Source organism: Nocardioides dilutus (assembly GCF_054779555.1).
This window is the reverse complement of the sequence record NZ_BAAGYA010000004.1, coordinates 213076-238798: the sequence shown is the minus strand read 5'-3', so window position 1 is coordinate 238798 and position 25723 is coordinate 213076. Positions and strand designations below refer to the sequence as shown.

The following is a 25723-nucleotide window of genomic DNA, read 5'->3' as shown; positions in this document are numbered from 1 at the left end:
CTCCTAACCGGCGCGGACGGCACGCACCAGCAGGTCGCGGGCGACCTCGCCGAGCGTGGTGCCGCTGGCGGTGCAGGCGAACGGGAAGACCGAGGTCTCGGTGGTGCCCGGGGTGATCGCCGTCTCGAGCAGCACGAACGAACCGTCTCCGCCCACGATGAAGTCGGAGCGGGAGACGTCGCGCAGCCCCAGGACCCGGTGGGCGTCGCGGGCGACCTCTCCGAGCCGGTGGAGCTGGTCCTCGGGCAGGTCTGGCCTGGTCAGGCCCACGAACTCCGCGGTGTAACGGGCGCTGAAGTCGAACTCGTGCCCCTTCTCGTACTCGATGGCGACCGGCATCAGCGACCTCAGGCCCTCGTCGGACTCGAGCACCACGACGCTCACGTCGACACCGTCGTGGAAGCGCTCGATGAGCGCGTCCTCGCAGTAGGCGTAGGTCTCCACGAGCGCGGAGGGCAGGGCGGCCAGGCCGTCGACGCCAGAGATGCCGAGAGCGCTGCCACCGCGGGTCGGCTTGACGACCACGCGCTCCCCGAGCCGGTGCATGACGTGCTCCATCAGCGCGGAGGCGCCGATGTCGCGGAAGGTCTGGGCGGAGAGCCCCACGCTGTCGGGGACGGGGATGCCGGCCCGGCGGAGCAGCTCGCGCGCGGTGCCCTTGTCGTAGGCCACCCGGCAGGCGTGGCTGTGGGTGCCGACGTAGGGCAGGCCGATGAGCTCCAGCAGCGTCTGGATCTCGCCGTCCTCGCCGAGCTGTCCGTGGAGTGCGGGGAGGGCCGCCACGACCTTGTCCCGCTCGAGGGTGCTGAGCAGCTGGCGGTCGAAGTCGTAGGCGTGCGCCTCGACACCGACCGCGCGGAGCTCGCGGACCAGGTTGCGACCGCTGGCCAGCGACACGTCGCGCTCGTGGCTCAGGCCGCCCGCGATGACCGCGACCGGGCCCAGCAGCTCTCCCTGGGGGGACAGGGCGGCGTTCAGATGTGCACCACGGGGCAGGTGAGCGTACGGGTGATCCCGTCGAGCGTCTGGACCTTGGCGACGACCAGCTTGCCCAGCTCGTCGACGTTGCGGGCCTCGGCACGGACGATCACGTCGTAGGGGCCGGTGACGTCCTCGGCCATCGTCACGCCCTTGACCTGGGCGATCGCGGTAGCCACCTCGGCCGCCTTGCCGACGTCGGTCTGGATGAGGATGTAGGCCTGGACGACCATGGATCTCTCCCTAGCTGTTCGACAACTGGTGTGGCGACTCTGTCCGATCAACTGCCGTGCCGGGTCAACCTACCCTGACCGACACCGGCCTGCATCTGCTGGGATGGAGCTATGCCATCGAACCCCGACGCAACACTGGGTGACGCAGGGGAGTTCGGGCTGATCGGCGAGCTCGCGGCTCTCTTCCCGCAGGGTGAGCAGGTCCTCGTCGGCCCAGGGGACGACGCCGCGGTGCTCCGCGTGAGGTCCGGGCATGTCGTGGTGTCCACCGACCTGATGGTGGAGGGTCGGCACTTCCGCCGCGACTGGGCCTCCGCCGAGGACGTCGGCCACCGGGCCGCCGCGCAGAACCTCTCGGACCTCAACGCGATGGGCGGGCGCGCGCACTCGCTCACCGTCGGGCTCGCCGCCCCGGCCGACCTCCCGCTGCAGTGGGCGTTGGACTTCGCCGCGGGGTTCGCGGCCGAGTGCGAGCTCGTCGGGGCCTCCGTGGTGGGAGGTGACCTCGCCGCGGCGGACCAGGTGGTGGTCGCGGTGACCGTCATCGGGGCCTGCACCTCGCCGCCCGTGCTCCGGTCGGGTGCGTCCGCCGGGGACCGGCTGGCGCTGGCCGGTCGCCAGGGCTGGGCCGCTGGAGGGCTGGCCGTGCTCGGCCGAGGCTTCCGCTCGCCCCGGGTGCTGGTCGACGCCTATCGCCGCCCGATGCCGCCGTACGACGCCGGGCCCGCGGCGGCCGAGGCGGGGGCCACGGCGATGATCGACGTCTCCGACGGGCTGCTGGCCGACGCCGGTCACCTGGCCACGGCCTCCGGGGTGGCCATCGACGTGCACACCGCGTCCCTGGAGGTCGCCGAGCCGCTGCACGCCGTCGCCGCCGCGACCGGCGCCGACCCGGTGTCGTTCGTCCTCGGTGGCGGTGACGACCACGCGCTGCTGGCGACGTTCCCGGCCGGCGCGGCGCTGCCGGAGGGATGGTCGGTCATCGGGACGGTCTCATCCGGCGAGGGCGTCACGGTCGACGGGGCGGCCTACGAGGGCGAGACCGGGTGGCGGCACTTCTGACCTGCGCGTCGACCCGGGTGTGTCGACCGCGGGCGCACCAAAAAGGCCGCCACCCCCGTGGGGCGGCGGCCTTCGCGGCGGAGGTCAGGTCAGCGAGTGACCTTGCCGGCCTTGATGCAGCCGGTGCAGACGTTGAGGCGCTTGGGCGTGCCGTTGACCGTCGCGCGGACCCGCTGGATGTTGGGGTCGAAGCGACGCTTGGTGATCTTGCGCGACCACGGCCGGTTGTTGCCGAAGCCGGGCTTCTTGGCGCAGATGTCACAGACGGCGGCCACCGGGAGCTCCTGAAGATCGATGCGTACAGATGAGGGAGCCTGCAGAGCAGGCAACCGCACGAGGATATCGGACACCCACGGTTCCCCCGAAATCGAAAGCGAGCCCCTAACGTTGCCCGCTGTGGACCCCGACTCCGGCTACGGCATCCGGCTGGGCACCGTGCTGCGGTTCATCGACATCGCGGTGGACGCCCTGGCCGGGGCGCGGGAGGAGATCGACGCGCTCAACGTCTATCCGGTCCCGGACGGCGACACGGGCACCAACCTCTACCTGACGATGGCCGCGGCCCGCGATGCGGTGCGCGAGAAGACCGGGGGAGCCCATGACGCCGACCGGGCCACGACGCTGGAGGCCTTCACGCGCGGCGCGCTCCTCGGCGCGCGGGGCAACTCCGGGGTCATCCTCAGCGAGATGCTGCGGGCGATCATCCGCAGGATCGCCGCGGCGACGCCGCAGGAGCGCAACGGCGCCGTGATGGTCGACGCGCTGCGCAAGGCGACCGAGGCCAGCTACGCCGCGGTCGGCGCGCCGGTCGAGGGGACCATGCTCACGGTCTGCCGGGCCGCGGCCGAGGCGGCCGAGGAGCTCCTGCGGGGCGACCCGGAGGTGCGGTCCCGCGACGTGCTCGCCGTCTCGGCGGCCGCGGCCCGCGAGGCGCTCGCACGCACTCCCGAGCAGCTCCAGGTCCTGCGCGACGCAGGGGTGGTCGATGCGGGCGGCCGGGGTGTGGTGGTCATCCTCGACGCCGCTGAGACCGCGCTGACGGGCAGGATCCCGCCCAAGGTGGAGGGCCCGCACCGCATCCCCCAGCCCCTGCTCCGGCCCGGCGGGGACTTCGTCGAGGGCGGTCCGGCCTACGAGGTGATGTACCTGCTCGACGCCGAGCAGGACGTGATCGGCGAGCTGCGCTCCACGCTGGGTGGGCTCGGCGACTCGCTGGTCGTGGTGGGCGGTGAGGGGCTCTGGAACGTCCACGTCCACGTCGACGACGTCGGTGCCGCCATCGAGGCCGGGATCGCCGCTGGCCGCCCCTACCGGATCCGGGTCACCCACTTCGCCGACCAGGTGGCCGCCCACGACGCCGCGGTGCGGGCCGGGCGGGCCATCGTGGCGGTCGCCGCGGGGCCCGGCTTGGCGAAGCTCTTCGAGGAGGCCGGCGCTGTGGTGGTCCGTGGTGGACCCGGCCACCGGCCGTCCACCGGGATGATCCTGGACGCCATCGAGCACACCGGGGCGCATGAGGTCCTGGTGCTCCCCAACGACCCGGACTCGGTCCGGGTCGCCCAGATCGCGGCGAGCACCGCCGAGGCCGACCTCGAGATGAGGGTCGCGGTCATCCCGACGACCGCGCAGGTCGAGGGGCTTGCCGCACTGGCGGTCCACGAGCCCGGCCGCACTTTCGACCAGGACGTCCTCGAGATGACCGCGACCGCCCGCCACGCCCGGCAGGGAGCGGTCACGATCGCCGCCAAGCAGGCGATCACGATGGCCGGCCCCTGCGAGCCCGGTGACGTGCTGGGCGCGATCGGCGGTGACTTCGTGGTCGTCGGCGACGACCTCACCGAGGTGGCCCGCGAGGTCATCGACCGGCTGCTCGGCGGCGGTGGGGAGATGGTGACCCTCGTGTCCGGGGCCGGCGACGAGGGCGGCGCGCTGACCCAGGCCTGCAGCGACTGGCTGGAGGAGCAGCACCCCACTGTCGACGTCGTCGTGTACGACGGTGGCCAGGAGCGCTACCCGCTCCTCGTCGCCGTCGAGTAGCGCAAAGGGGGAGCCCTTGTGATCGACCTCGACTCGCCCGTCGAGTCGGTGCTCGGCGTCGCCAAGGGCGCGAAGGCGCAGCGACGCAACGTCGGCATCACCGAGCGCCTCGGTCTCAAGACCGTCGGCGACCTGCTGCACCACTTCCCGCGGCGCTACCTCGAGACGGGGTCGCTGTCGGCGTTGGAGGACCTCCGCGAGGGCCAGCTGCTCACCGTGGTGGGTGAGATCTCGAGCTCCCAGAGCAGGAAGTACAACGACCGCCGCACGGGCCGCCTGGCCTTCCGCCAGGAGGTCGTTCTCCGCACCGAGGGACCGTCGCTCCAGATGACGTTCTTCGCCCAGCAGTCACGGGTGGCGGCGTGGAACGAGCTGCGGTTCAAGCGCGGCCGCAGAGGCGTGTTCATGGGCAAGGTGGGCAAGTTCCGGGGCGACTGGCAGCTCACCAACCCCCAGATGGTGCTGTTCGGCGACGACGGCGACGCCGGCGAGGACCTGGCGGCGCTCTCCCTCGAGGCGATCGGCCCGCTCTACCCGATCTACCCGCTCACCAAGGACGTCGAGTCCTGGGACCTGCAGAAGGCCATCAGCTTCGCGCGGACGATGGTCGACGACGTGCCCGAGCTGCTGCCCGAGCGGGTCCGCGCCGAGTTCAAGGTGCTCGGAGCGCGCACGGCGATCGACCAGATCCACGCCCCGGAGAGCCGCCGCGAGATCTGGGAGGCCCAGCACCGGTTCCGGTTCGAGGAGGCCCTGGTCACCCAGCTGGTGCTGGGGCGGCGCCGGCGCGCCGTACGCCGGATGGGGGCCCGGCCGAGGGACGGCGGCGACGGTGCGCTGCTCGCCGCCTTCGACGCCCGGCTCCCGTTCGAGCTCACCGCGGGGCAGGCCGAGATCGGCGCGCAGATCGAGCACGACCTGGCCAACCCCTACCCGATGAACCGGCTGCTCCAGGGGGAGGTCGGCTCCGGCAAGACCCTGGTAGCCCTACGCGCGATGCTTCGCGTCGTCGACTCGGGCGGCCAGGCCGCCCTGCTCGCCCCCACCGAGGTGCTCGCCCAGCAGCACCACCGCTCCATCACCGAGCTGCTCGGCGACCTCGCCGGCGGGGGCATGCTCGGCGGCGCCGACGAGGCGACGTCGGTCGAGCTCCTCACCGGGTCGATGACCAAGGCCCAGCGGAGCGCGCCGCTGCTGCGGCTGGCGAGCGGGGAGGCCGGGATCGTCATCGGGACCCATGCCCTGCTCGAGGAACACGTCCAGTTCGCAGACCTCGGCCTGGTCGTGGTCGACGAGCAACACCGGTTCGGCGTCGAGCAGCGGGCCGCGCTGACCGACAAGTCCCGAGGCACTCCGCCGCACCTGCTGGTGATGACCGCGACCCCCATCCCACGGACCGTCGCCATGACGGTCTTCGGCGACCTCGAGGTGTCCACCCTCACCGAGCTGCCCGCCGGGCGGGCAGCGATCCAGACCAACGTGGTGCCGCTGGCCGAGCAGCCGACCTGGCTCGACCGGGTCTGGCAGCGGGTGCGCGAGGAGGTCGACAAGGGTCACCAGGCCTACGTCGTCTGCCCGCGGATCAGCGGCGACGAGCTCGAGCCCGGCCAGATCGACCCCGACTACGACGACGACCCGGAGGATGACGGGTTGCCCGCGACCCGCGCCACGGCGCCCGGACCGCCGCTGGCCTCGGTCGAGGCGACCCTGGCCGACCTGACGACCTACCACCTCACCGGGCTGCGGGTGGCGCCCCTCCACGGGCGGATGACACCCGACGACAAGGACCGCACCATGCGGGCCTTCGCCGCCGGCGAGATCGACGTCCTGGTCTCGACGACCGTCATCGAGGTGGGCGTCGACGTCGCCAACGCGACGACGATGGTGCTCCTCGACGCCGACCGGTTCGGCATCTCCCAGCTGCACCAGCTGCGCGGCCGGGTCGGGCGAGGTGGCCTGCCCGGTCTCTGCCTGCTGGTCTCGCACGCGGCGCCCGCCAGCGACGCTCGAGTGCGCCTCGACGCGGTGGCGGCCACCACCGACGGCTTCGAGCTCAGCCGCGTCGACCTGGAGCAGCGTCGCGAGGGTGACGTGCTCGGCCGGTCGCAGTCCGGCTTCCGCTCGAGCCTCCAGAATCTCAAGGTGCTGCGCGACGAGGACACCATCGTGGCCGCCCGCCAGGCGGCTGAGGGACTCCTCGACGACGACGAGGCTCTGGCGTCCCACCCGCTCCTGGCGGAGAGTGTCCTCGTAATGGAGGCGTCCCAGGAGAGCGGATTCATGGAGAAGTCCTGACCCGATGACTCGCATCATCGGGGGCAACGCGGGCGGCCGGCGGATCCACACACCGGCCGGCCACCACACGCGACCGACCACGGACCGGGTCCGCGAGGCGCTGTTCAGCGCGGTCGAGGCGTGGTGCGGCTCCCTGCAGGGCCTCCGTTTCCTCGATCTCTACGCCGGCTCCGGGGCGGTCGGTCTCGAGGCGTGGTCCCGTGGCGCCGGCGTCGTGAGCCTGGTCGAGTCCGACCGCCGCACCGCCCGGCTGATCTACGAGAACGCCAAGTTGCTGGGGTTCTCGCGGGTCCACGTCCTCACCAACTCGGTCACGACGGTCCTCGCCCGGCCGCCGTCGGCGCCCTACGACGTCGTCTTCATGGACCCGCCCTACCACTTCGACGACGCCGTCGTGAGCGAAGAGCTCGCGCTGCTGGCCGGCCAGGACTGGCTCGTGCCAGGAGCGCTGGTCGTCGTCGAGCGGTCGACGCGGAGCCCCGAGCCGGCCTGGCCGGCCGGCTTCACCCGGACCCGCGGACGCAAGTACGGCGAGACGACGCTTTGGTACGGTCACGCGGCCGGGGAGCGGCCCGGCGAGCTCAGCAGTGACACCAGCGACCAGGAGGCCTGATGCGCCGCGCTGTCTGTCCCGGGTCCTTCGACCCGGTCACGAGCGGTCACCTCGACATCGTCCGGCGCGCGGCCGCTCTGTTCGACGAGGTCGTGGTCGCGGTCGGGGTCAACCCGTCCAAGAACCGCCTGTTCGGTCCCGAGGAGCGGATCGCGATGCTCGAGCAGGGCGTGGCCGGCCTCGGTGACGAGGGGGCCAACGTCCGGGTCGCCGGGTTCACCGGCCTGATCACGGCCTACTGCCGTGAGGTCGGGGCCGAGGCGATCATCAAGGGGCTGCGCTCCGGCACCGACTTCGACTACGAGGTCCAGATGGCTCAGATGAACGCACACCTGACCGGGGTGGAGACGCTGTTCGTGACCGCGGACCCCGAGCTCGGGTTCGTCTCCTCCAGCTTGGTCAAGGAAGTGGCGGCGTTCGGGGGCGACGTGTCCGGTCTCGTGCCCGACTTCGTGCTGGGTCCGCTCACGACGCGATTGGCCCAGTCCAGCGACTGACAGTTACGATGATCGACGGATCTGACTGACCGGACCCGGAAGTGAACATCTCAAACTTGGACCCGAGAGCGCCGCTCGTGCTCGACACTCGCGAGCTCGGCCGCCGCCCGGGGTCCATGCGCGAGATGACACAGACGGTCCCGGCTCCGCCGGATCTGGGCATCGAAGTCCTCGGTGTCGCTGAGGGTGCGCCGGTCGAGCTCGACCTGCGTCTCGAGGCGGTCATGGAGGGCGTGCTGGTCACCGGGACGGCGCGCACCACGCTCACGGGCGAGTGCGCGAGGTGCCTGGAACCTCTCACCGAGGACACCGAGGTGAGTTTCCAGGAGCTGTTCGTCTACGAGGACCACGCACACCTTGGTGAAGACACCGGGGACGACGAGGTCAGCACGCTCGAGGGAGACCTGGTCCACCTCGAGCCCCTGCTGCGGGACGCGGTGGTGCTTGCACTGCCGTTCCAGCCGCTGTGCATGGACGACTGTCCCGGCCTGTGCCCCGAGTGTGGGGCGCGACTGGCCGACGACCCCGGCCACGCACACGAGGCGGCGGTAGACCCCCGATGGGCAGCGCTGACCGAGCTGCAGACCAACGACGACTGAGCAAGACCAACCCGTAGGAGAAGACAGTGGCAGTCCCGAAGCGGAAGATGTCGCGCAGCAACACGCGTCACCGTCGCTCGGCCTGGAAGGCCGTCGCCCCGACGCTGGTCACCTGTGCGAACCCCGCATGCGGAGCCAAGCACCTCCCGCACCGCGCGTGCGGTGCGTGTGGCCAGTACGGCGCTCGCGCCGACCGTCGTCAGGTTCTCTGAGCTCCCCGAGCCAGCCCTGACCAACTACGCCGAGCTGCGTACCGCGCTCGGGGATCCGGTTCTGGACCCCGGGCTCCTCGACCGCGCCCTGACGCACCGGTCGTTCGCCTACGAGAACGGCGGGTTGCCCACCAACGAGCGGCTCGAGTTCCTCGGTGACTCGGTCCTCGGTGTCGTCGTCACCGAGACGCTCTACGTCGAGCACCCCGACCTGTCGGAGGGGCGGCTGGCCAAGCTGCGCGCTGCCGTGGTCAACGCCCGGGCGCTGGCCGAGGTCGGACGTGGCATCGGGCTCGGCAAGCACATCAAGCTCGGCCGCGGCGAGGAGAGCACCGGCGGGCGAGACAAGGCCTCGATCCTGTCTGACACCGTCGAGGCGCTCATCGGCGCGGTGCACCTCTCCGGAGGCATCGAGATGTCCTCGGTGCTCGTCCACCGGCTCTTCGACCCGCTGATCGAGGCGGCGTCGGCGCTGGGTGCGGCACTCGACTGGAAGACCTCGCTGCAGGAGCTGGCCGCCGAGCACAGCCTCGGGGTGCCGGAGTACGTCATCGACGAGGAGGGCCCCGACCACGCCAAGACCTTCACCGCCCGGGTCCGGGTCGGCAACCAGGTCTACGGCAACGGCATCGGCCACTCCAAGAAGGAGGCCGAGCAGGCGGCCGCCGAGACGGCCTACGGCGAGATCGCGCTCTCGTTCGGGGACGACCCGGCCCAGGACGCCATCGTGGATGCGGCCGAGGGCGCGGCCCACGACTCGCTCGACACCCACTAGTGGTCACCAACGGAGGTTCGCCGTGTGTCACGCACTCCGGGCACGCACCTCGCGGCGTTGCCGTCGCTCGCTGGACGGCCAAGTACGGCTTCGCTCCGGCGCCTTGCGATGCACGCACCCGGAGCACGGGCCACCCCCGACGCACCTCCGTCGGCGACCACTAGGCCCGCCGTGCCCGAGCTTCCCGAGGTCGAGGTCGTCCGCGCCGGCCTCGAGCGGCATGTCATCGGCTCCACGATCACGGGCGTGGACGTCCTGCACCCCCGGCCGGTGCGCCGCGACCCGCGCGGTCCCGCCGGGTTCTCGGCCGCGCTCACCGGTCGCCGGATCGAGGCGGCACACCGGCGTGGCAAGTACCTCTGGCTGCCTCTGGACAGTGGCGACGCGCTGCTCGCTCACCTCGGCATGTCCGGTCAGATGCTGGTCCAGCCGCCCGACAGCCCGGACGAGAGGCACCTGAGGGTGCGGCTCGCCCTGTCCGGCGCCGCCGCGGGACGCGAGCTGCGGTTCGTGGACCAGCGGATGTTCGGCGGTCTGCTGGTCTCGGCCGGCGGGGCCGACCTGCCGCCCGAGATAGCCCACATCGCCCGTGACCCCCTCGACCCCCAGTTCGACGACGACGCCTTCGTGACGAAGGTGCGCCGTCGGGCCTCGGGCATCAAGCGGCAGCTGCTCGACCAGACCCTCGTCTCCGGTGTGGGCAACATCTATGCCGACGAGGCCCTGTGGCGGGCGCGCCTGCACGGCGAACGGCCCGGCGACCGGCTGACCCGAGCCCAGGTGACAGACCTGCTCGGACACGCGCGCGACGTCATGGTCGCGGCCCTGGGGGAGGGTGGCACCTCCTTCGACGCGCTCTACGTCAACGTCAACGGCGAGTCCGGCTACTTCGACCGGTCCCTGCACGCCTACGGCCGGGAGGGCGAGCCGTGCGACCGCTGTGGCACCCCGATGCGCCGGGTCGCGTTCATGAACCGCTCGTCGTACTTCTGCCCGGTGTGCCAGCGAGCACCGCGAGCGAAGCGAGCAGGTGCGACGGTGGTCGAGGAGGGCTTTCTGCGCCCGTCTCGAGACCTCCGCAGCTGAGGCACCCAGGGTGACCCGCTGTGGATCTGTTCCAGCAACGGCTTGCGTGGTTTCGAGACGGTCGCTGCGCGACCTCCTCAACCTCCGCCGGGGCCGTCGGCTCGCTGCGCTCGCCGTACGTCCCCTGGATTGACCCGAGCCCCCGCAAGTGGGACTCTTGAAGACGGCCCCTCCTCGTTCTGCAGAGGCCGGGCTGTCCCCGCGTTACATCCAGTGACATCGGAAGGTTCATCTATGGCCAAGGCGCTGATCGGCTACATGAACAGCGACCTGCGTGACCCTCGCCTGGCGGCCGAGAACTCTCGGCTGCGCGCGCGTGTGGGCGAGCTGGAGGAGCTGGTCCTCCGACTCAGCGAGGAGAACGACCGGCTCGTCGCCGCCCAGGCCGCCGAGCTGTTCTCCCGCGACAACGAGCTGCAGCCCGTCTGACCTAAATCGCTTCACCCGTCGTACGACGGGTGCGTAGCGTCCCCTCGTGACGTCGGTGCTGGAGAGGGTCGCCCCGGCGCGCCTCGGCACCGGTTTCCGCTGGCTGCTGGCCTCGGGCTGGATGAGCAACCTCGGCGACGGCATCGCGCTCGCCGCCGGCCCGCTGCTCGTGGCTTCCCAGACCCACCAGGAGTTCCTCGTCGCGCTGGCGGCACTGCTCTACTGGCTGCCGCCGTTCGCGTTCGGGCTGTTCGCCGGCGCGCTGGCCGACCGGGTCGACCGCAAGCTGATCGTCATCACCGTCGACGTGATCCGCTCGCTCGTGCTGACCCTGCTCGCCCTGAGCGTCCTGACCGACACCGTCTCGATCTGGCTGGTCCTGGCGGCGATGTTCGTGCTCGGCACCGCCGAGCTCTTCGCGGACAACACGATGAGCACGTTCCTGCCGATGCTGGTGCACCGTGACGACCTGGCGCTCGCCAACTCCCGCCTCCAGGTCGGGTTCATCACGATCAACCAGCTCGTCGGACCGCCGCTCGGGGCAGCGATGTTCGCGGCCGGCATGGCGTGGCCCTTCGCCGGCCAGGCGCTGATCCTGCTGCTGTCGGTGGCGCTGCTGACCCGGATCGTGCTGCCTCCGCACGGACGCGACGCCGAGGCGGCGCCGACCCGCATCCGACAGGACATCGTCGAGGGGATCCGGTGGGCGTGGCACCACGCCGCCGTTCGCACGCTGATCCTGACGATCCTGATGTTCAACGTGACCTTCGGCGCCGCCTGGTCGGTCCTGGTCCTCTACGCGACGCAGAGGCTCGGGCTCGGAGAGGTCGGGTTCGGGCTGGTCACCACGGTGAGCGCCGTCGGCGGGCTGCTCGGGACCCTGTCGTACGCCTGGATCACCCAGCACGTGAGCCTCGGTGACCTGATGCGGATCGGACTAGTCATCGAGACCCTCACCCACCTGGTGCTGGCCCTCACCACCAGTCCCTACGTCGCTATGCCGGTGTTCTTCGTCTTCGGTGCGCACGCCTTCATCTGGGGCACGACCGCGATCACCATCCGGCAGCGAGCCGTGCCGAACGAGCTCCAGGGCCGGGTCGGGAGCGTCAACCTGATCGGGATCTTCGGGGGGCTGGTCGTCGGCGCCGGGATCGGTGGTGCCTTGGCTCAGCGCTGGGGCGTGACCGCACCGTTCTGGTTCGCCTTCGTCGGCTCGGCGGTCTTCGTGTGCGTGATCTGGGGCCAACTCCGGCACGTGGCCCACGACCCAATACCCTCGTGAGTTTCGGCTGAATACCCCCGCGAGCTTCGGCCCGGACCCAAGACGGACGCTCGCTCCGCTTCGCGGGCTTCGCCGTCCGTCGTGGCCGCCGGGCCGATCGCGGGGCGCGCTCGCTCCGCTCGCAACGCTCGCCTCGCTTCGCTCGCTCGCACGCCTGTACTTGCTCGGCCCTGACACGCCCGTCCACAGACGCCCTGGATGCAGGGGATAGGGGGGTGCCCCGGATAGGGTTTGGTCTGCTGGCTTCCCCCGCCGCAGCGAAGTCTTCTTGCCGACCGTCCGAGGGAGCCCCGTTGTACCTGAAGAGCCTGACCCTCAAGGGGTTCAAGTCCTTCGCCTCCTCGACGACGCTGCAGCTCGAGCCGGGCATCACCTGCATCGTCGGGCCCAACGGCTCCGGCAAGTCCAACGTGGTCGACGCGCTGGCTTGGGTCATGGGCGAGCAGGGGGCGAAGTCGCTGCGCGGCGGCAAGATGGAGGACGTCATCTTCGCCGGGACCTCCGGGCGGCCCCCGCTCGGCCGCGCCGAGGTGATCCTGACGATCGACAACTCCGACGGCGCGCTGCCGATCGACTACGCCGAGGTCACGATCAGCCGGACCATGTTCCGCAGCGGCGGCTCGGAGTACGCCATCAACGGCACGACCTGCCGGCTTCTCGACGTCCAGGAGCTGCTGTCCGACTCGGGCATCGGCCGCGAGATGCATGTGATCGTCGGGCAGGGGCAGCTCGACTCGATCCTGCACGCGACTCCCGAGGACCGGCGGGGGTTCATCGAGGAGGCCGCCGGCGTCCTCAAGCACCGCAAGCGCAAGGAGAAGGCGCTCCGCAAGCTCGACGCCTGCGAGGGCAACCTGACCCGGCTCACCGACCTGCTGGGTGAGATCCGCCGCCAGCTCAAGCCGCTGGGGCGCCAGGCCGAGGTCGCCCGCCGAGCGGCCGGCGTCCAGGCCACCGTCCGCGACGCCCGCGCCCGGATCATCGCCGACGACCTGGTCACCGCCCGCGCCGCGCTCGACCAGGAGCTCGCCGACGAGACCCAGCTGCTGGCCCGCCAGCACGAGGTGGAGGCGCAGAGCGCCGCCGCCCGCGACGAGGAGGCCCGGCTCGAGGCGGCGCTGCGCGAGGACCTCCCGGCGCTCGCCAAGGCCCAGGAGACGTGGTTCGCGCTGGCCGGCCTCAAGGAGCGGGTGCGCGGCACCCAGTCGCTCGCCACCGAGCGGGTCCGCAACGCGCACGCGACCGTGGAGACGACGTCGTCTCCCGGGCGCGACCCAGAGCAGCTCGAGGTCGAGGCCGCCGACCTGCGCGAGCAGGAGGCGCGGATCGTCGACGAGGTCGGCGCCCACCGAGCCGCGCTCGACGAGGCCATCGCGGCGCGCCACCAGGCCGAGAGCGCCGCCGCCGAGGAGGAACGCCGGGTCGCGGGCCTGGAGCGCGCCGCCGCCGACCGGCGCGAGGGCCTCGCTCGCCTGCACGGCCAGGTCAACGCCGCTCGCTCGCGGGCCGCCGCGGCCTCCGACGAGATCGGCCGGCTCGAGCAGGCCCGCGAGGAGGCGCTGGCCCGGGCCGCGCGCGCCCAGCACGACTTCACGTCGCTGGAGACCCGGGTCGCCGGCCTGGACGCCGGCGAGGAGGGGCTCGACGCCGAGCACGAGGCGGCCGCCGCGGTCCTCAGCGACCTCGAGGACCGGCTGGCGAAGGTCCGCGACGAGGCGTTGCGTGCCGACCGCGACCGGTCCACGCTCACCGCCCGCAAGGACGCCCTCGAGCTCGGCCTGGCCCGCAAGGACGGCGCCGGCGCGCTGCTCGCGGCGTCCGAGCAGGTGTCAGGTCTGCTGGGGTCCGTCGCCGCACTCCTCACGATCCGCGGAGGTTACGAGACCGCCGTCGCCAGCGCGCTCGGGGCCGCCGCGGACGCCGTCGTGGTCGACGGTGCCGCTGCCGCGGTCGACGCCATCGACCACCTCAAGGCCGGTGACCTGGGCCGCGCGGGCCTGGTCGTGGCCGGCGGATCCCGGTCCGCGACCGCACCCGCCACCTGGCCGACGCTGCCCGCCGAGGCGTCCTACGCCGTCGACGCCGTCGACTGTCCCGACGCGGTGCGCCCCGCGCTCGCCCATCTCCTCGAGCGCGTCGCCGTGGTCGGCGACCTCACCGCTGCCCGCCGGCTGGTCGCCCAGCATCCCGAGCTCACCGCCGTCACCCTGGACGGCGACGTGCTCGGCGCCCACCTGGCGGCCGGCGGCTCCGCGAGCCAGCCGAGCCTGCTGGAGATCCAGGCCGCGGTCGACGAGGCGGGCGCCCAGCTCGCTGAGGCCGTGGCCGCCTCCGAGCGGCTCGCCTTCGACATCTCGCGGCTCGAGAACGAGCGGCACGACGCCCAGCAGCGCGTCGACGTCGCCCTCGCCAAGCTGCACGAGTCCGACGCGACCCTGGCCGCCGTGGCCGAGGAGCTCGGCCAGTTCGGGTCCGTGGTGCGCAACGCACGAGCCGAGGCCGACCGGCTGACCCGGGCCATCGAGGAGGCCGAGGCGGCGCGCGAGCAGGACCAGGCCGGCCTCACCGAGCTCGAGGGACGCCTGGCCCGCGCCGAGGCGGACCCCGCCGCCGAGCCCGAGCTCGACGCCCGCGAGCAGCTGGTCGAGCTGGCCCGGCAGGCACGCGCCAACGAGACCGACGCGCGGCTCGCGCTGCGCACCTCCGAGGAGCGCGCTCGTGCGCTCCACGGCCGCGCCGACCAGCTGCTGCGCGCGGCCCAGGCCGAACGCGAGACCCGGGCCCGCGAGATCGAGCGCCGCGAGCGGGTCGCCCGCGAGGGCCGCGCGGCCGAGGCGGTCCTGGTCGGTGCCCGGGTCGTCCTGGCCCGTCTGGAGACCTCGCTGGAGCAGGCCGCGCAGGCGCGGGCCGCGGTCGAGCAGGCCCGGCAGGGACGCGAGCAGGAGCTGCTTGCCGTCCGCGCGACGCTGCGTGAGCTGACCCGCGAGCACGACGAGCTGGTCAGCTCGGTGCACCGTGACGAGATGGCGCGCACCCAGCAGAAGATGCGCATCGAGCAGCTCGAGGAGCGCGCGCTCGAGGAGCTCGGCCTCGACGCCGACGGCCTGGTGAGTGACTACGGCCCCGACCAGCTCATCCCCTTCACCGGTCACGTCGAGGAGGGCGAGGAGCTGCCCGAGCCGACGCCGTTCGTCCGCGAGGAGCAGGCCAAGCGGCTGCGCACCGCCGAGCGCGAGCTCGCCATGCTCGGCACGGTCAACCCCCTCGCACTCGAGGAGTTCTCGGCCCTGGAGGAGCGCCACCGCTTCCTCACCGAGCAGCTCGAGGACCTCAAGAAGACCCGCCACGACCTGCTCGACATCGTCCGCGAGGTCGACGCCCGCGTGCAGCAGGTCTTTGCCGAGGCCTACGCCGACGTGGAGACGGCGTTCGAGTCGACGTTCGCGCGACTCTTCCCCGGCGGCGAGGGCCGTCTCGTCCTCACCGACCCCGACGACATGCTCAACACCGGCATCGAGGTCGAGGCCCGCCCGCCCGGCAAGAAGGTCAAGCGGCTCTCGCTGCTCTCCGGTGGCGAGCGTTCGCTCGTGGCGGTGGCCTTCCTCGTCGCGCTGTTCAAGGCGCGGCCGTCGCCGTTCTACATCCTCGACGAGGTCGAGGCGGCGCTCGACGACACCAACCTGGGCCGGCTGCTCGAGATCTACGAGGAGCTGCGCGAGAACTCCCAGCTCCTGGTGATCACCCACCAGAAACGCACCATGGAGGTCGGCGACGCCCTCTACGGCGTCACCATGCGCGGCGACGGGGTCACCACCGTGATCAGCCAGCGGCTGCGCGAAGCCGCCTCCGCCTAGCCATGGCGGCGCAGCGACCAGCGCGCGACGAGTACGTCTACTGGGAGCAGCAGACGACCCGCTGGGCCGACATCGACGTCTACGGGCACATGAACAACGCCCGCTACTTCGAGATCATCGACACGGTCGTCAACAACCACCTCGTGCACGCGACCGGGGTCGACATCCGCGAGCTGCCCGCCATCGGCGTCGTGGCCGAGGTTGGCTGTCGCTACTTCGCGGAGGTCGGCTACCCGGCGCCGGTCGACGTCGGCGTGGTGGTCGAGCGGCTCGGGACCTCCTCGGTCGTCTACCGGGTTGGCCTGTTCCAAGGCGACGACCCCCTGGCCAAGGCCGAGGGGCGGTTCGTGCACGTCTACGTCGACAACACCGACCCGGCTCGCCCTGTCACTCCGGTCCCGGACGAGATCCGCGCGGTGATCAGCTCGCTGCTCGGACCTGCTACCGACCAGGACTGATCGCGGCACCGCTGCCCCGGAGCTCATCGGGGATGCGGAACACCCGGATTGTGGGTCCACCCAGGCCACCGCCGGTGTAGTGGCCGAGGCTCCGCACCTGGCGAACAGCACTGACCGGCTCCAGCCACGACATCTTCTGGGCGTGCCCGGTGAACGAGCCGATCTCCTCGAAGTTGTCGAAGATGTAGCGGTAGATCGCCTGCTCCTGCGCGTAGTCGGGGTCCTCGAGGACACGGCCGTACATCAGGTCGCTGAGCACCACGAACTCCGCGGCGTCACCGTCGCGGGTCATGAAGAGGAACCGGTCTCCCTCGGCCTCGACGTGGTCGGTCAAGAGGGCGTAGGAGCCAGGCAGGAAGGGGGTGTAGCCCTCGTACGTGGTCTCCTCTTCGCTGATGCCCTGCTCCAGCACCCACTCCCTCGACTCGAGTCTGGTGTCCCGGGCCAGCAGCCCGGCGAGCGAAGTCACGCTGACGAGGGTGAGCTGTGTGGTCACGACCACCAGGGCTACACCGAGTGTTGCCCGCGCTGCCAGACTCCCGGCCCGCTCGACCAGATAGTCGATGCCGACGGCGGCGAGCAGCAGAGGGGTGACCCACATCGGGAGGCCCCACCGTTCCCACGTCATGGGCAGCGTGCTCAAGGACACCCAGAAGAGCATGCCGACGAACCACGGCAGCGTCTGCAGTCGCCGGCGGGCCACCACCACGCACACGCCAACCAGGACAAGGGCGCCGAGCACGAGTCCGCCGGGTTCGAGGAACTCGGCCACGTAGAACCACATGTTGCCGCCCAGCCCGTGATCCGGGTGGCCGAGCCGGTCTCCGGTGGCCTGCCTCCGGATCTCGGCGCGGACCCCCGTGGCGTCGGTGAAGAGGGTGGGGGAGATGAGGAAGAGGAGACCCGCGGTCGCGGCGAGCGACGCGGCACCGTGACTCAGGAATCGCCGCCAGTCCCGGTCGCGAAGGGCAGCCGCAGCCACGACCGCCGCGAGCATCAGGGCCCCGACGGCTCCTGGGTACTTGGTGCCGATCGCCAGGGCGACTGCGAAGCTGGCCGCGAGAAGCGGTGCCCACGACGTGGTCTCCGTGTAGCGCACCAACGCATACACGAGCATCATCACCGCGAACGTCAGCGGCACGTCCGGGGTGGCGTAATGGGCGTGCAGAACGAAAGGGGGGAAGAGCGCGAACAGGGCGGCGGCGATCAGGCCCGTTCGAGGTGACCACCGTCTGCCCACCAGGTACGCCAGCACCACGGTCAAGATCCCGAACACCGCGGTCGTCAGCCTCGCGAGGTTGTAGAACGGAAGCTGGCTCTGGGCGAACGCTCGTTCGATCGACGTCCCAACGACCCCGTGTGCGTACAGTGCGAAGACGCCGTAGTTGACCTTCATCTCGACGTGGTCGGGGCGGTAACTCCAAGGCGGTTCGAACGAGTTGCGCTCAGCCATGTCGACGACCGCCGCGACGACGGCGAACTCGTCTGGGTGCAACAGCAGCGGGAACCCGAAGTTCGCTCCGACGACACGGACCGCGGCGGCGAGCAGGACGATGGAGACCCGGATCACGCCGTCGCGCACCTCTGGGCGCCGGTCGCTCCGGGTGGCAGTCTCCCCGGTCACCCGAGCAGGGTAGGACGCATCGCTCGGCGATCGTGCGCGCATGGCCGAAGCGGCTGGTCAGACCGAGTGCTTGCGCACCATGACCGCCCGCACCGCCTCCTCGTCGAACGGCTCGCCCAGCCAGTCGAACATCCCGCGCAGGACGGCCGGGTCGGCGACGTAGTCGTCGTAGTGCACCCGGTAGGCCGCCTCGCCGAGCGAGTCGGCCAACGCCAGGATCCCGGCCTCGGCGGCGGCCAGGCCCTCGGCGTGGTCGCCCTCGGCCCACCAGCCCGAGCGCAGGACGGCGGCGTGGTCGCGGGTGTTGACCAGGAACTTCGCGCCGGGGAAGACCTCACGCAGCCACGCGACGTAGTCCGGCAGGTCCGGGTGGTACCAGCGGATCTCCTTGAAGCCAGTGACACGGGTGTCCTTCTTGGGACGCAGGACGGTGTCGAGCACCAGTTCACGAATCCCGGCCAGTGACCTGTCCAACGGGACGTCGCCGATCCCGTAGAACGGGTGCGTCCGCTGCCGGCCGTGGTCCGGCCCGACCCGCTCACGCTCAGTCGCGAGGGTCTGGTGGAACAGGAACAGGTGGTGCAGGGCGTCGCGGTTCTCGCCCCGGATCAGGTAGCCGGGGATCGAGTTGAGGATCCCCGCCAGCAGGGTCGACCCGGAGCGGCCGTAGGTCACCACGAAGACGTAGGAGAGGTCGTGGCGGCGCTGCCGACCGCGCCGCTCGAACATGCGGCCACCCTACGACCCCTCACGGCCCCTAACTGCGCGGCCGCCAGGTCGTTGATACACCATGACGGCGGTCGTGCTGGTGATGGCGCTGAGCGTGCTGGTCGCGGTCGTGGTCCTCTCGGTGTTCTCCTCGCAGGAGAAGGACGACTGGACCGAGAACCGCCCGGGGCAGGCGCCGGAGCCCGGCGAGACCCGCCTGGGCGACCTCTTGGATCCCTGACCGGGAGCCCGCTTCTGTTTGGATGGGCGTCATGTCCCTGACCGTCCTGATCCTGGTCATCGCCGCGGTGGCGGTGGTCCTGGTCGCGACCGTGACCGGACTCGTCGTGTCCGGGCGACGGAAGCCCAAGCCCCTCCCGGACACCCACACCGACGTGCTCGTGGCACCGCCGGTCGAGGCGGGCGAGGACATGCCACCCGTCGAGCTCAGCAGCCCGCCGGCGACCATCGAGCGACCCGAGGCCACCGCGACCCGGCTGCAGCGGCTCCGCCAGCGTCTCGCCGGCTCCCAGGGGGCGCTGGGCCGCGGCCTGCTCGCGCTGCTCAGCCGGGACAAGCTGGACGAGGACACCTGGGAGTCGATCGAGGACGTCCTGCTCACCGCCGACGTCGGCGTCGGGCCGACGCATGAGCTGGTCGACCGGCTACGCACCCGGCTCCGGGTCGAGGGCGGCGAGGCCCCGGACGCCAAGAGCGTGCTCCGCGAGGAGCTCGTCACGCTGGTCGACCCGGCCATGGACCGCCGGCTGCACGTCACCGGCGCCGACGGCAACCCCGGCGTGGTGCTGGTAGTCGGCGTCAACGGATCCGGCAAGACCACCACCGTCGGCAAGATCGCCCGCATCCTGGTGGCCGAGGACCGCAAGGTCGTGCTGGGCGCTGCCGACACGTTCCGCGCCGCCGCCGTGGACCAGCTAGCCACTTGGGGCGAGCGGGTCGGTGTCGAGGTCGTGCGTGGCCCCGAGGGCACCGACCCGGCCAGCGTCGCCTTCGAGGCGGTCAGGCACGGTGTCGAGCACGGGGCCGACACGGTCGTGGTGGACACCGCCGGGCGGCTGCAGAACAAGGCCGGACTGATGGACGAGCTCGGCAAGGTCAAGCGCGTCATCGAGAAGCAGGCGCCGGTCACGGAGGTCCTGCTCGTGCTCGACGCGACGACCGGGCAGAACGGCCTGGTCCAGGCCCGGGTCTTCTCCGAGGTCGTCGACGTCACCGGCATCGTGCTCACCAAGCTCGACGGCTCGGCCAAGGGCGGCATCGTCGTCGCCGTCCAGCGCGAGCTCGGCGTCCCCGTCAAGCTGGTCGGCCTCGGCGAGGGCGCCGACGACCTGGCGCCGTTCGACCCGGCCGCGTTCGTCGACGCGATGCTGGGCTGAGGTCCGAGTTGGCCGTCCTCGTCTCGGTCGTCCTCGACGCCGGCCAGGACCCGGAGGTCCGCGCCCGGACGGTGGCGAGCCTCGAGGCGCAGACGCACCCCACCTGGGAGGCGGTCGGCGGTCTCGCCGAGGCGTCGGGGGAGTACGTCGCGTTCCTGGACGCGGGCGACACCTGGGTGCCTGATCGGCTGGCGCGCCTGGTCGCCGTCGGGGCGCCGGTCGTGGCGGACCGGATGGAGGGCGTCCGGGGCAACGGCGACACGGAGGTCTACGCCCAGCCCCGTCCGACCGAGGCGGCCCGTCTGCTGTTCCGCCGCGAGGTGCTCGTCGACGGGGGCGGCATCGACCCCGAGGCCGGACCGGCCTGGCCCCTTGACTTCTTCCTGCGCAACCAGGTCGCCGCCGTCGAGCAGGTCGGCCGGACCGGTGTGCGGCGGTCCTTCCCGGACCGACGCAGAGCCGGTCTGCAGCGACCGGGCAACTTCCGGCACGCCGTGCTCAACCGCCACCTGGTCGACTGGGTCGGACTCGGGGAGCAACCTCGCGTGCCCGGCCTGACCTCGGTGATCATCCCGACGTACGAGGATGCCGAGCTGACGACCACCTGCGTGCGGTCGCTGCTCGCCGCGGATGGTGAGATCGAGGTGCTGGTCCTCGACAACGGGTCCGCGCCCGGGATCGCCTCGGCGCTGGACCGGCTGCGCTCCGACCGGGTGCGCGTCGTGCACGCACCCGAGAACTACGGCTTCGCGCTGGGCAACAACCTCGCCTTCGCGGAGTGCACGGGGGACGTCGTGGTCTTCCTGAACAACGACACGACGGTCCCGCCGGGTTGGATCCCGCCACTGCGCGCCGCCCTCGAGGACCCGGAGGTCCTCGGTGCCCAGCCGTTGCTCGTCTACCCGACGGGCGAGATCCAGTCGGCGGGCGTCGCGTTCCCTTCGACGGGTGGGCTGCCGCACATGCTGCTGCAGGGGTTCCCCGTCGAGGACGCGGTCGGCCTCGACGACCAGCCCTTCCACGCGCTCACGGGAGCCGCCCTCGCGCTGCGCGCGGACGACGTCGTCGCACTCCGCGGCTTCGACCCGGTCTTCACCAACGGCATGGAGGACGTCGACCTGTGCCGGCGGCTCGAGGCGATGCGTCCCGGGCACTTCCGCGTCGTCACCGCAGCCCCGGTCGTGCACCACGAGTCACGCAGCCCCGGCCGCTACCTGAAGCACCTGGCCAACCGTGAGCTCTACCTCGCTCGCTGGTCCCGCGCCGTCGAGCCTCGTGACGACGCCGAGCTGTGGGGTGGGCGTGGTCTCACCGTCGTCGACCACCGCGTCGCCCCGCGCAAGAACCAGCCTCCGGAGCTCGCCGTTCCGCATCCGGTCCTGGTGCGCGAACAGCGGCTCTCCTTCGACGAGCGGCCCGGCCGCCTGCGCTGGGCGATCAAGAACCCGGCGCCCGCAGGTGAGGGTGGCGAGCGGTGGGGAGACACGCACTTCGCGTCGTCGCTCGCGGCCGCGCTGCGCGCCCAGGGCCAGGACGTCGTGGTGGACCGCCGCCCCGAGTGGGACCGCACCACCGGTGCCGACGACGACGTCGCCCTGGTGCTCCGTGGTCTGCACCGGCACCTGCCGCACCCCGCCCAGGTCACGCTGGCCTGGGTGCTGTCACATCCGGACGACGTGACGCCCGACGAGCTGCGCGGCTACGACCGGGTCGTGGCAGCGAGCATCTCCTGGGCGGACCGGGTGAGCCGGGAGTGGGGCGTCCCCGTGGAGCCGCTGCTCCAGGCCACCGACCCCGACCTCTTCCACCCGCACGACGGGATCGCGGACACCGGCCATGACGTCCTCTTCGTCGGCAACTCGCGCCGCGAGCTGCGCCCGGTGGTGCGCGACGCCCTCGCAGCCGGTCTGCCGGTGGCGGTCTACGGGGACCTGTGGGGTGGGCTCGTGCCCGACGGGGTCGTGGTGGCCCGGTCGATCCCCAACCGCGAGCTGTCGGCGGCGTACGCGGCAGCCGGGGTCGTGCTCAACGACCACTGGGACGACATGCGGGAGGAGGGATTCCTCTCCAACCGGCTGTTCGACGCGGTCGCCAGCGGAGCGCGGGTGGTCAGCGACGAGGTCGCGGGGACCGCCGACCTCTTCGGGGACGCGGTGCAGGTCTATCGCAACGTCGACGACCTCCGGCGGCTCGCCACCCTGGCCGACCCGGACGCGGTGTTCGGCGACAGCGAGGCCCGGCGGCGTACTGCGGATCGGGTGCGGCGCGAGCATTCCTTCGCAGCCCGCGCCGAGCGGCTGGTCGAGCTGGCCCACGAGGCGCGGCGCGACCGCGGTCTCCGCTAGGACGTGTCCCGGCCGGCCGCGAAGCTGCGGGCCAGCGCGTCGGGGTCGGCAACGCGGCGCAGGTTGCGCTCGAACATGTCGACGGGCGCGTCCGGCACAGCGGCCAGGATCCGCTCCCGCCAACGGGCGAGCTCCGGGGTGAAGTAGGGGTTGGCGACCAGGAACCGCCGCTTGAAGAGCGGGAACCCCTCGGCCAGCAGGTCGAAGGCGCCGGGTCCGTAGAGCGGGTGGTTGGGGCGCAGGTCGGGCAGCCACGTCGAGAAGTCGAAGCCCTGGCCCACCAGGTATCGGGTGGTGCCGTACTCGTACTTCTGCACGAGCAGGTCGTGGTCGAGCTGTGGGACCACTGAGTCGAGGCGGCGGCGGAACCCCGGGTCGTCGAGCACCGGCCGGCGCAGCGCGAGGAAGTAGGAGCCGAGATGGGCCGACTCGCGCGATCTGAACACCGCCCGTGGGATCCAGTCGCGCTTGACCTCCTCGAGCGGCAGCGACTGCGGCTCGTCGGACTCGGGCTCGAACAACCGCGCGGTCACCTGCAGCGCCCAGAAGTCGCAGGCCCGCTGGTCCATCCGGGCGAAGACGTCGTCGAGCGGCCGGAGCAGCCAGCAGCTGTCGTTGGCCAGCAGCACCTCGTCGTACCGGTCCAGGGCCGACCACCCCACGAGCTCGCGGGCGAGCAGACTCCACGACCCGAAGTCGTGCGCGCCGTGCCGCCGCGCCCACGCACCCTTAACGAGGCCGTCCAGGCGCTCGAGCTGTCCGGGCCGCATGTCGCAGTCCGCCAGCACGTAGACGTCGGCGAACCGGCTGAGCTCCCGCACGTAGTCGACGACGTAGTCGTCCACCAGCCCGTCGGGGTCGTAGGTTGCGAACAGGCACACGCGGCGCGGCGGGCCCGTCAGGGTGTGCTCCGGGCGGGGGCTCGGCTCGGGGAGGGGGAGGAGCCCCCGGAACCGGCCGTCCACCAGGTAGTGGACCAGCGGGTTGACCGCGGTCTCGGAGTCGTCGGCGGGGTCGAGGTACTCCGCGACGTACCACCACACGTCGAAGGCGAGCGAGGGGTTGCGCAGCCGGCGCCAGCCGCGCCGGCAGAAGTGGTCGACAGGTTCGGCGCCGCGCTCGGCCTGCGGCGGGTTGTGCTCGAGGTAGCCCGACTCGTCGACCGCCCCCGACAGCCGGACCAGGGCGACCTCGCAGCGGCGTCCCTGGCCCACAGCCACGTCCTGGGCCGGCGGCAGGGGGGCGGCCACCGCGTCCAGGCCTGCGTCGAGCGCGCGGCGGAGCAGCGCCTCCGCGTGCGGACCCTCGGCAGCGGACCATGCCGTGACCAGCTGGGCCCAGGCGGCCCGGTAGCGCTCGTCGGTCATGGCGGCATCATCGCCGACCCTCGGGGTCCGCCCTCACGGGGTCGAGCGGTGCGCCCGACGTAACACCGAAGTAACACGGAGGCGGATGTCGTTTCCTGTCCGCAACATCCGACCCGTTGGGGTGAAACGTGGCGCACCGAAGGTTCTCGGCAAGAGGAGGGGCGCGCGACAGCGGCGTCGCACCCGAGAGCCCCGTCCTGTTCCCGCATTCTCCATGGAGGTTCTGTGGACGGCTATTACGCCTTCATGCTCATCGCGACAGCGTTCGTGCTGATGATGACGGTTCCTGCGCTGGCGCTGTTCTACGGCGGCATGTCCCGCTCGAAGTCCGTGCTCAACATGATGATGATGAGCTACATCGCGGCCGCGATCGTCGGCATCCTCTACGTCGCGGTCGGCTGGTCGATGGGCTTCGGCGGCGAGGGCACGTTCTTCGCCGACCCGACCGAGCTGCTCTGGCTCGACGGTGTCACGACCGACAGCTACATCGGAGTGATGTTCCAGATGACCTTCGCGGTCATCACCGTCGCCCTGATCAGCGGCGCGGTCGCCGACCGGATGAAGTTCGCCGCCTGGGTGGTCTTCGTGCCCCTGTGGGCCCTGCTGGCCTACTTCCCGATGGCGCACATGGTGTTCAGCTGCACCGACGACTCGCTCATCTGCGGCCGGATCGGCGCCCAGGACTACGCCGGCGGCACCGCGGTGCACATCAACGCCGGTATGGCCGCCCTGGTCCTGGTCATCCTGCTCGGCAAGCGCGTCGGCTTCGGCAAGGAGGCCATCCGGCCGCACAACCTGACGCTGACCATGCTCGGCGCCGGTCTCCTGTGGATGGGCTGGTACGGCTTCAACGTCGGCTCGATCGTCTTCACCGGCGCCACCGAGGAGGACAACATCGCTCAGTTCTTCTCCGAGACCGGCCGCACCTTCGCCAACACCACGCTCGCCACGATGGCCGCCATCCTCGGCTGGCTGCTGATCGAGTACTTCATGCACAAGAAGGCCACCTCCCTGGGTGCCGCTTCCGGCATCGTCGCGGGCCTGGTCGCCATCACCCCCGCCGCCGGTGCGGTCGACATCGAGGGCGCGGTCGCGATCGGCGCCATCGCCGGCGCAGTCTGCGCCTGGGCGGTCGGCCTGAAGTTCAAGCTCGGCTACGACGACTCGCTCGACGTGGTTGGCGTCCACCTGGTCGGCGGCATCATCGGCACCGTCCTCATCGGGGTCTTCTCCACCTCGGAGGGTGCGGGCGCCATCGACGGCCTCTTCTACGGCGGTGGCTTCGGCTCCCTGGGTGACCAGGCGCTGGGTGCCCTCGTGGCGATCGCCTTCTCCGGCGTCATCACGCTGGTCATCGGTCTGGCGATCAAGTACACGATCGGTCTCCGCCTCGCGGAGGAGGACGAGGTCGAGGGCATCGACTTCGTTGCTCATGGCGAGTCGGCGTACGACATCCACACCAGCGGGGGCGGCTCGTCCAGCGTCCTGGCGACCAAGACCGCTCCGGTCACGGAAGGAGCCAACGCATGAAGCTCGTCACCGCGGTGATCAAGCCGCACAAGTGGGAGGACGTCCGCGAGGCCCTCGAGACCTTCGGCGTGACCGGCATGACGGTCAGCGAGGTCAGCGGCTACGGCCGCCAGAAGGGCCACACGGAGGTCTACCGCGGCGCGGAGTACGACATCGCGCTGGTGCCCAAGATCCGCATCGAGATCGTCGTCGACGACGGTGACACCGAGGACGTCGTCGGGATCATCGTCAAGACGGCGCAGACCGGCCGGATCGGCGACGGGAAGGTCTGGGTGAGCCCGGTCGACACCGTGGTCCGGGTCCGCACCGGCGACCGCGACGCGGCGGCCCTGTAGCCGGCCT

General features: G+C 71.5%; 24 protein-coding genes. 18 read left to right on the top strand and 6 right to left on the bottom strand.

Annotated elements, in window-relative coordinates:
• Positions 1 to 3: 3 nt before the first annotated feature.
• A complete protein-coding gene (locus ACYVC6_RS22405; RefSeq protein WP_460716777.1) occupies positions 4 to 897 on the bottom strand; it encodes a D-alanine--D-alanine ligase family protein in 894 nt (297 codons plus the stop codon).
• A 77-nt stretch (positions 898 to 974) separates the two neighbouring features.
• A complete protein-coding gene (locus ACYVC6_RS22400; protein WP_036563840.1) occupies positions 975 to 1211 on the bottom strand; it encodes an Lrp/AsnC family transcriptional regulator in 237 nt (78 codons plus the stop codon).
• 111 nt (positions 1212 to 1322) lie between these two features.
• Between ACYVC6_RS22400 and ACYVC6_RS22395 the strand changes: the two genes are divergently transcribed.
• Complete coding sequence (locus ACYVC6_RS22395) at positions 1323 to 2273, top strand: thiamine-phosphate kinase (RefSeq protein ID WP_460716776.1); 951 nt, start codon at positions 1323 to 1325, stop codon at positions 2271 to 2273.
• Positions 2274 to 2362: 89 nt separating this feature from the next.
• On the opposite strand, the gene rpmB is transcribed toward ACYVC6_RS22395, so the two are convergent.
• Entirely contained in the window at positions 2363 to 2548 is a 186-nt protein-coding gene (gene rpmB / locus ACYVC6_RS22390) for a 50S ribosomal protein L28 (RefSeq protein ID WP_121252236.1), read from the bottom strand.
• A gap of 121 nt (positions 2549 to 2669) precedes the next feature.
• On the opposite strand from rpmB, the gene ACYVC6_RS22385 reads away from it, so the two are divergent.
• From ACYVC6_RS22385 to ACYVC6_RS22330, 12 genes are all read left to right on the top strand, one after another.
• Positions 2670 to 4310, top strand: coding sequence for a DAK2 domain-containing protein (locus tag ACYVC6_RS22385; RefSeq protein WP_460716775.1), 1641 nt, complete (start codon positions 2670 to 2672; stop codon positions 4308 to 4310).
• A gap of 18 nt (positions 4311 to 4328) precedes the next feature.
• The gene (locus ACYVC6_RS22380; RefSeq protein ID WP_460716774.1) at positions 4329 to 6605 is read left to right on the top strand and encodes an ATP-dependent DNA helicase RecG; all 2277 of its coding nucleotides are present in this window, start codon (positions 4329 to 4331) and stop codon (positions 6603 to 6605) included.
• A gap of 4 nt (positions 6606 to 6609) precedes the next feature.
• A complete protein-coding gene (gene rsmD, locus ACYVC6_RS22375; RefSeq protein ID WP_460716773.1) occupies positions 6610 to 7218 on the top strand; it encodes a 16S rRNA (guanine(966)-N(2))-methyltransferase RsmD in 609 nt (202 codons plus the stop codon).
• The gene (coaD, locus tag ACYVC6_RS22370) at positions 7218 to 7715 is read left to right on the top strand and encodes a pantetheine-phosphate adenylyltransferase (protein WP_460716772.1); all 498 of its coding nucleotides are present in this window, start codon (positions 7218 to 7220) and stop codon (positions 7713 to 7715) included. Before rsmD ends, coaD begins: the two co-directional genes overlap by 1 nt.
• A 77-nt stretch (positions 7716 to 7792) precedes the next feature.
• On the top strand, positions 7793 to 8314 hold the full coding sequence (locus ACYVC6_RS22365) for a YceD family protein (protein WP_460716771.1): 522 nt from the start codon (positions 7793 to 7795) through the stop codon (positions 8312 to 8314).
• Between the two features lie 26 nt (positions 8315 to 8340).
• A complete protein-coding gene (rpmF, locus tag ACYVC6_RS22360) occupies positions 8341 to 8526 on the top strand; it encodes a 50S ribosomal protein L32 (protein ID WP_372734335.1) in 186 nt (61 codons plus the stop codon).
• Positions 8477 to 9301, top strand: coding sequence for a ribonuclease III (rnc, locus tag ACYVC6_RS22355; RefSeq protein ID WP_460716770.1), 825 nt, complete (start codon positions 8477 to 8479; stop codon positions 9299 to 9301). Before rpmF ends, rnc begins: the two co-directional genes overlap by 50 nt.
• Positions 9302 to 9472: 171 nt before the next feature.
• Positions 9473 to 10387: a bifunctional DNA-formamidopyrimidine glycosylase/DNA-(apurinic or apyrimidinic site) lyase gene (mutM, locus tag ACYVC6_RS22350; protein WP_460716769.1), complete on the top strand. Its 915-nt coding sequence runs from the start codon at positions 9473 to 9475 to the stop codon at positions 10385 to 10387.
• A gap of 234 nt (positions 10388 to 10621) precedes the next feature.
• Positions 10622 to 10816: a hypothetical protein gene (locus tag ACYVC6_RS22345; protein ID WP_460716768.1), complete on the top strand. Its 195-nt coding sequence runs from the start codon at positions 10622 to 10624 to the stop codon at positions 10814 to 10816.
• Positions 10817 to 10862: 46 nt separating this feature from the next.
• Complete coding sequence (locus tag ACYVC6_RS22340; RefSeq protein WP_460716767.1) at positions 10863 to 12098, top strand: MFS transporter; 1236 nt, start codon at positions 10863 to 10865, stop codon at positions 12096 to 12098.
• A gap of 293 nt (positions 12099 to 12391) precedes the next feature.
• Positions 12392 to 15952 carry a chromosome segregation protein SMC gene (gene smc / locus ACYVC6_RS22335; protein WP_460716766.1) on the top strand — a complete coding sequence of 1187 codons (3561 nt, stop codon included), beginning with the start codon at positions 12392 to 12394 and terminating at the stop codon, positions 15950 to 15952.
• A gap of 2 nt (positions 15953 to 15954) precedes the next feature.
• Positions 15955 to 16410 (top strand): acyl-CoA thioesterase, encoded by a 456-nt coding sequence (locus ACYVC6_RS22330; protein ID WP_460716765.1) that lies wholly within the window; start codon positions 15955 to 15957, stop codon positions 16408 to 16410.
• On the opposite strand, the gene ACYVC6_RS22325 is transcribed toward ACYVC6_RS22330, so the two are convergent.
• Together ACYVC6_RS22325 and ACYVC6_RS22320 are read right to left on the bottom strand one after the other, a co-directional pair.
• Complete coding sequence (locus tag ACYVC6_RS22325; protein WP_460716764.1) at positions 16394 to 18034, bottom strand: ArnT family glycosyltransferase; 1641 nt, start codon at positions 18032 to 18034, stop codon at positions 16394 to 16396. The genes ACYVC6_RS22330 and ACYVC6_RS22325 overlap by 17 nt on opposite strands.
• 57 nt (positions 18035 to 18091) lie before the next feature.
• Complete coding sequence (locus ACYVC6_RS22320) at positions 18092 to 18763, bottom strand: sulfotransferase (protein WP_460716763.1); 672 nt, start codon at positions 18761 to 18763, stop codon at positions 18092 to 18094.
• A 61-nt stretch (positions 18764 to 18824) separates the two neighbouring features.
• Between ACYVC6_RS22320 and ACYVC6_RS22315 the strand changes: the two genes are divergently transcribed.
• The 3 genes from ACYVC6_RS22315 to ACYVC6_RS22305 are packed head-to-tail and all read left to right on the top strand — an operon-like array spanning position 18825 to position 22484.
• Positions 18825 to 18983, top strand: a complete 159-nt coding sequence (locus ACYVC6_RS22315; protein ID WP_460716762.1) for a hypothetical protein — start codon at positions 18825 to 18827, stop codon at positions 18981 to 18983.
• Positions 18984 to 19014: 31 nt separating this feature from the next.
• Positions 19015 to 20139 (top strand): signal recognition particle-docking protein FtsY, encoded by a 1125-nt coding sequence (gene ftsY / locus ACYVC6_RS22310; RefSeq protein ID WP_460716760.1) that lies wholly within the window; start codon positions 19015 to 19017, stop codon positions 20137 to 20139.
• Positions 20140 to 20147: 8 nt separating this feature from the next.
• The gene (locus tag ACYVC6_RS22305) at positions 20148 to 22484 is read left to right on the top strand and encodes a glycosyltransferase (RefSeq protein WP_460716759.1); all 2337 of its coding nucleotides are present in this window, start codon (positions 20148 to 20150) and stop codon (positions 22482 to 22484) included.
• On the opposite strand, the gene ACYVC6_RS22300 is transcribed toward ACYVC6_RS22305, so the two are convergent.
• Positions 22481 to 23851: a rhamnan synthesis F family protein gene (locus ACYVC6_RS22300; protein ID WP_460716758.1), complete on the bottom strand. Its 1371-nt coding sequence runs from the start codon at positions 23849 to 23851 to the stop codon at positions 22481 to 22483. The two genes, ACYVC6_RS22305 and ACYVC6_RS22300, sit on opposite strands and share 4 nt — an antisense overlap.
• Positions 23852 to 24097: 246 nt before the next feature.
• On the opposite strand from ACYVC6_RS22300, the gene ACYVC6_RS22295 reads away from it, so the two are divergent.
• Both ACYVC6_RS22295 and ACYVC6_RS22290 read left to right on the top strand, forming a co-directional pair.
• Positions 24098 to 25381 (top strand): ammonium transporter, encoded by a 1284-nt coding sequence (locus tag ACYVC6_RS22295; RefSeq protein ID WP_460716757.1) that lies wholly within the window; start codon positions 24098 to 24100, stop codon positions 25379 to 25381.
• A complete protein-coding gene (locus ACYVC6_RS22290) occupies positions 25378 to 25716 on the top strand; it encodes a P-II family nitrogen regulator (RefSeq protein WP_460716756.1) in 339 nt (112 codons plus the stop codon). The genes ACYVC6_RS22295 and ACYVC6_RS22290 overlap by 4 nt, the downstream gene beginning before the upstream one ends.
• Positions 25717 to 25723 lie beyond the last annotated feature (7 nt).

What these genes read in the sequence shown, in the direction of transcription:
- ACYVC6_RS22400 (WP_036563840.1), bottom strand. Translation starts at nt 1,211, where the DNA reads ATGGTCGTCCAGGCCTACATCCTCATCCAGACCGACGTCGGCAAGGCG.
- ACYVC6_RS22395 (WP_460716776.1), top strand. Translation starts at nt 1,323, where the DNA reads ATGCCATCGAACCCCGACGCAACACTGGGTGACGCAGGGGAGTTCGGG.
- rsmD (WP_460716773.1), top strand. Translation starts at nt 6,610, where the DNA reads ATGACTCGCATCATCGGGGGCAACGCGGGCGGCCGGCGGATCCACACA.
- coaD (WP_460716772.1), top strand. Translation starts at nt 7,218, where the DNA reads ATGCGCCGCGCTGTCTGTCCCGGGTCCTTCGACCCGGTCACGAGCGGT.
- ACYVC6_RS22345 (WP_460716768.1), top strand. Translation starts at nt 10,622, where the DNA reads ATGGCCAAGGCGCTGATCGGCTACATGAACAGCGACCTGCGTGACCCT.
- ACYVC6_RS22330 (WP_460716765.1), top strand. Translation starts at nt 15,955, where the DNA reads ATGGCGGCGCAGCGACCAGCGCGCGACGAGTACGTCTACTGGGAGCAG.
- ACYVC6_RS22320 (WP_460716763.1), bottom strand. Translation starts at nt 18,763, where the DNA reads ATGTTCGAGCGGCGCGGTCGGCAGCGCCGCCACGACCTCTCCTACGTC.
- ACYVC6_RS22315 (WP_460716762.1), top strand. Translation starts at nt 18,825, where the DNA reads ATGACGGCGGTCGTGCTGGTGATGGCGCTGAGCGTGCTGGTCGCGGTC.
- ftsY (WP_460716760.1), top strand. Translation starts at nt 19,015, where the DNA reads ATGTCCCTGACCGTCCTGATCCTGGTCATCGCCGCGGTGGCGGTGGTC.
- ACYVC6_RS22300 (WP_460716758.1), bottom strand. Translation starts at nt 23,851, where the DNA reads ATGACCGACGAGCGCTACCGGGCCGCCTGGGCCCAGCTGGTCACGGCA.
- ACYVC6_RS22295 (WP_460716757.1), top strand. Translation starts at nt 24,098, where the DNA reads ATGCTCATCGCGACAGCGTTCGTGCTGATGATGACGGTTCCTGCGCTG.
- ACYVC6_RS22290 (WP_460716756.1), top strand. Translation starts at nt 25,378, where the DNA reads ATGAAGCTCGTCACCGCGGTGATCAAGCCGCACAAGTGGGAGGACGTC.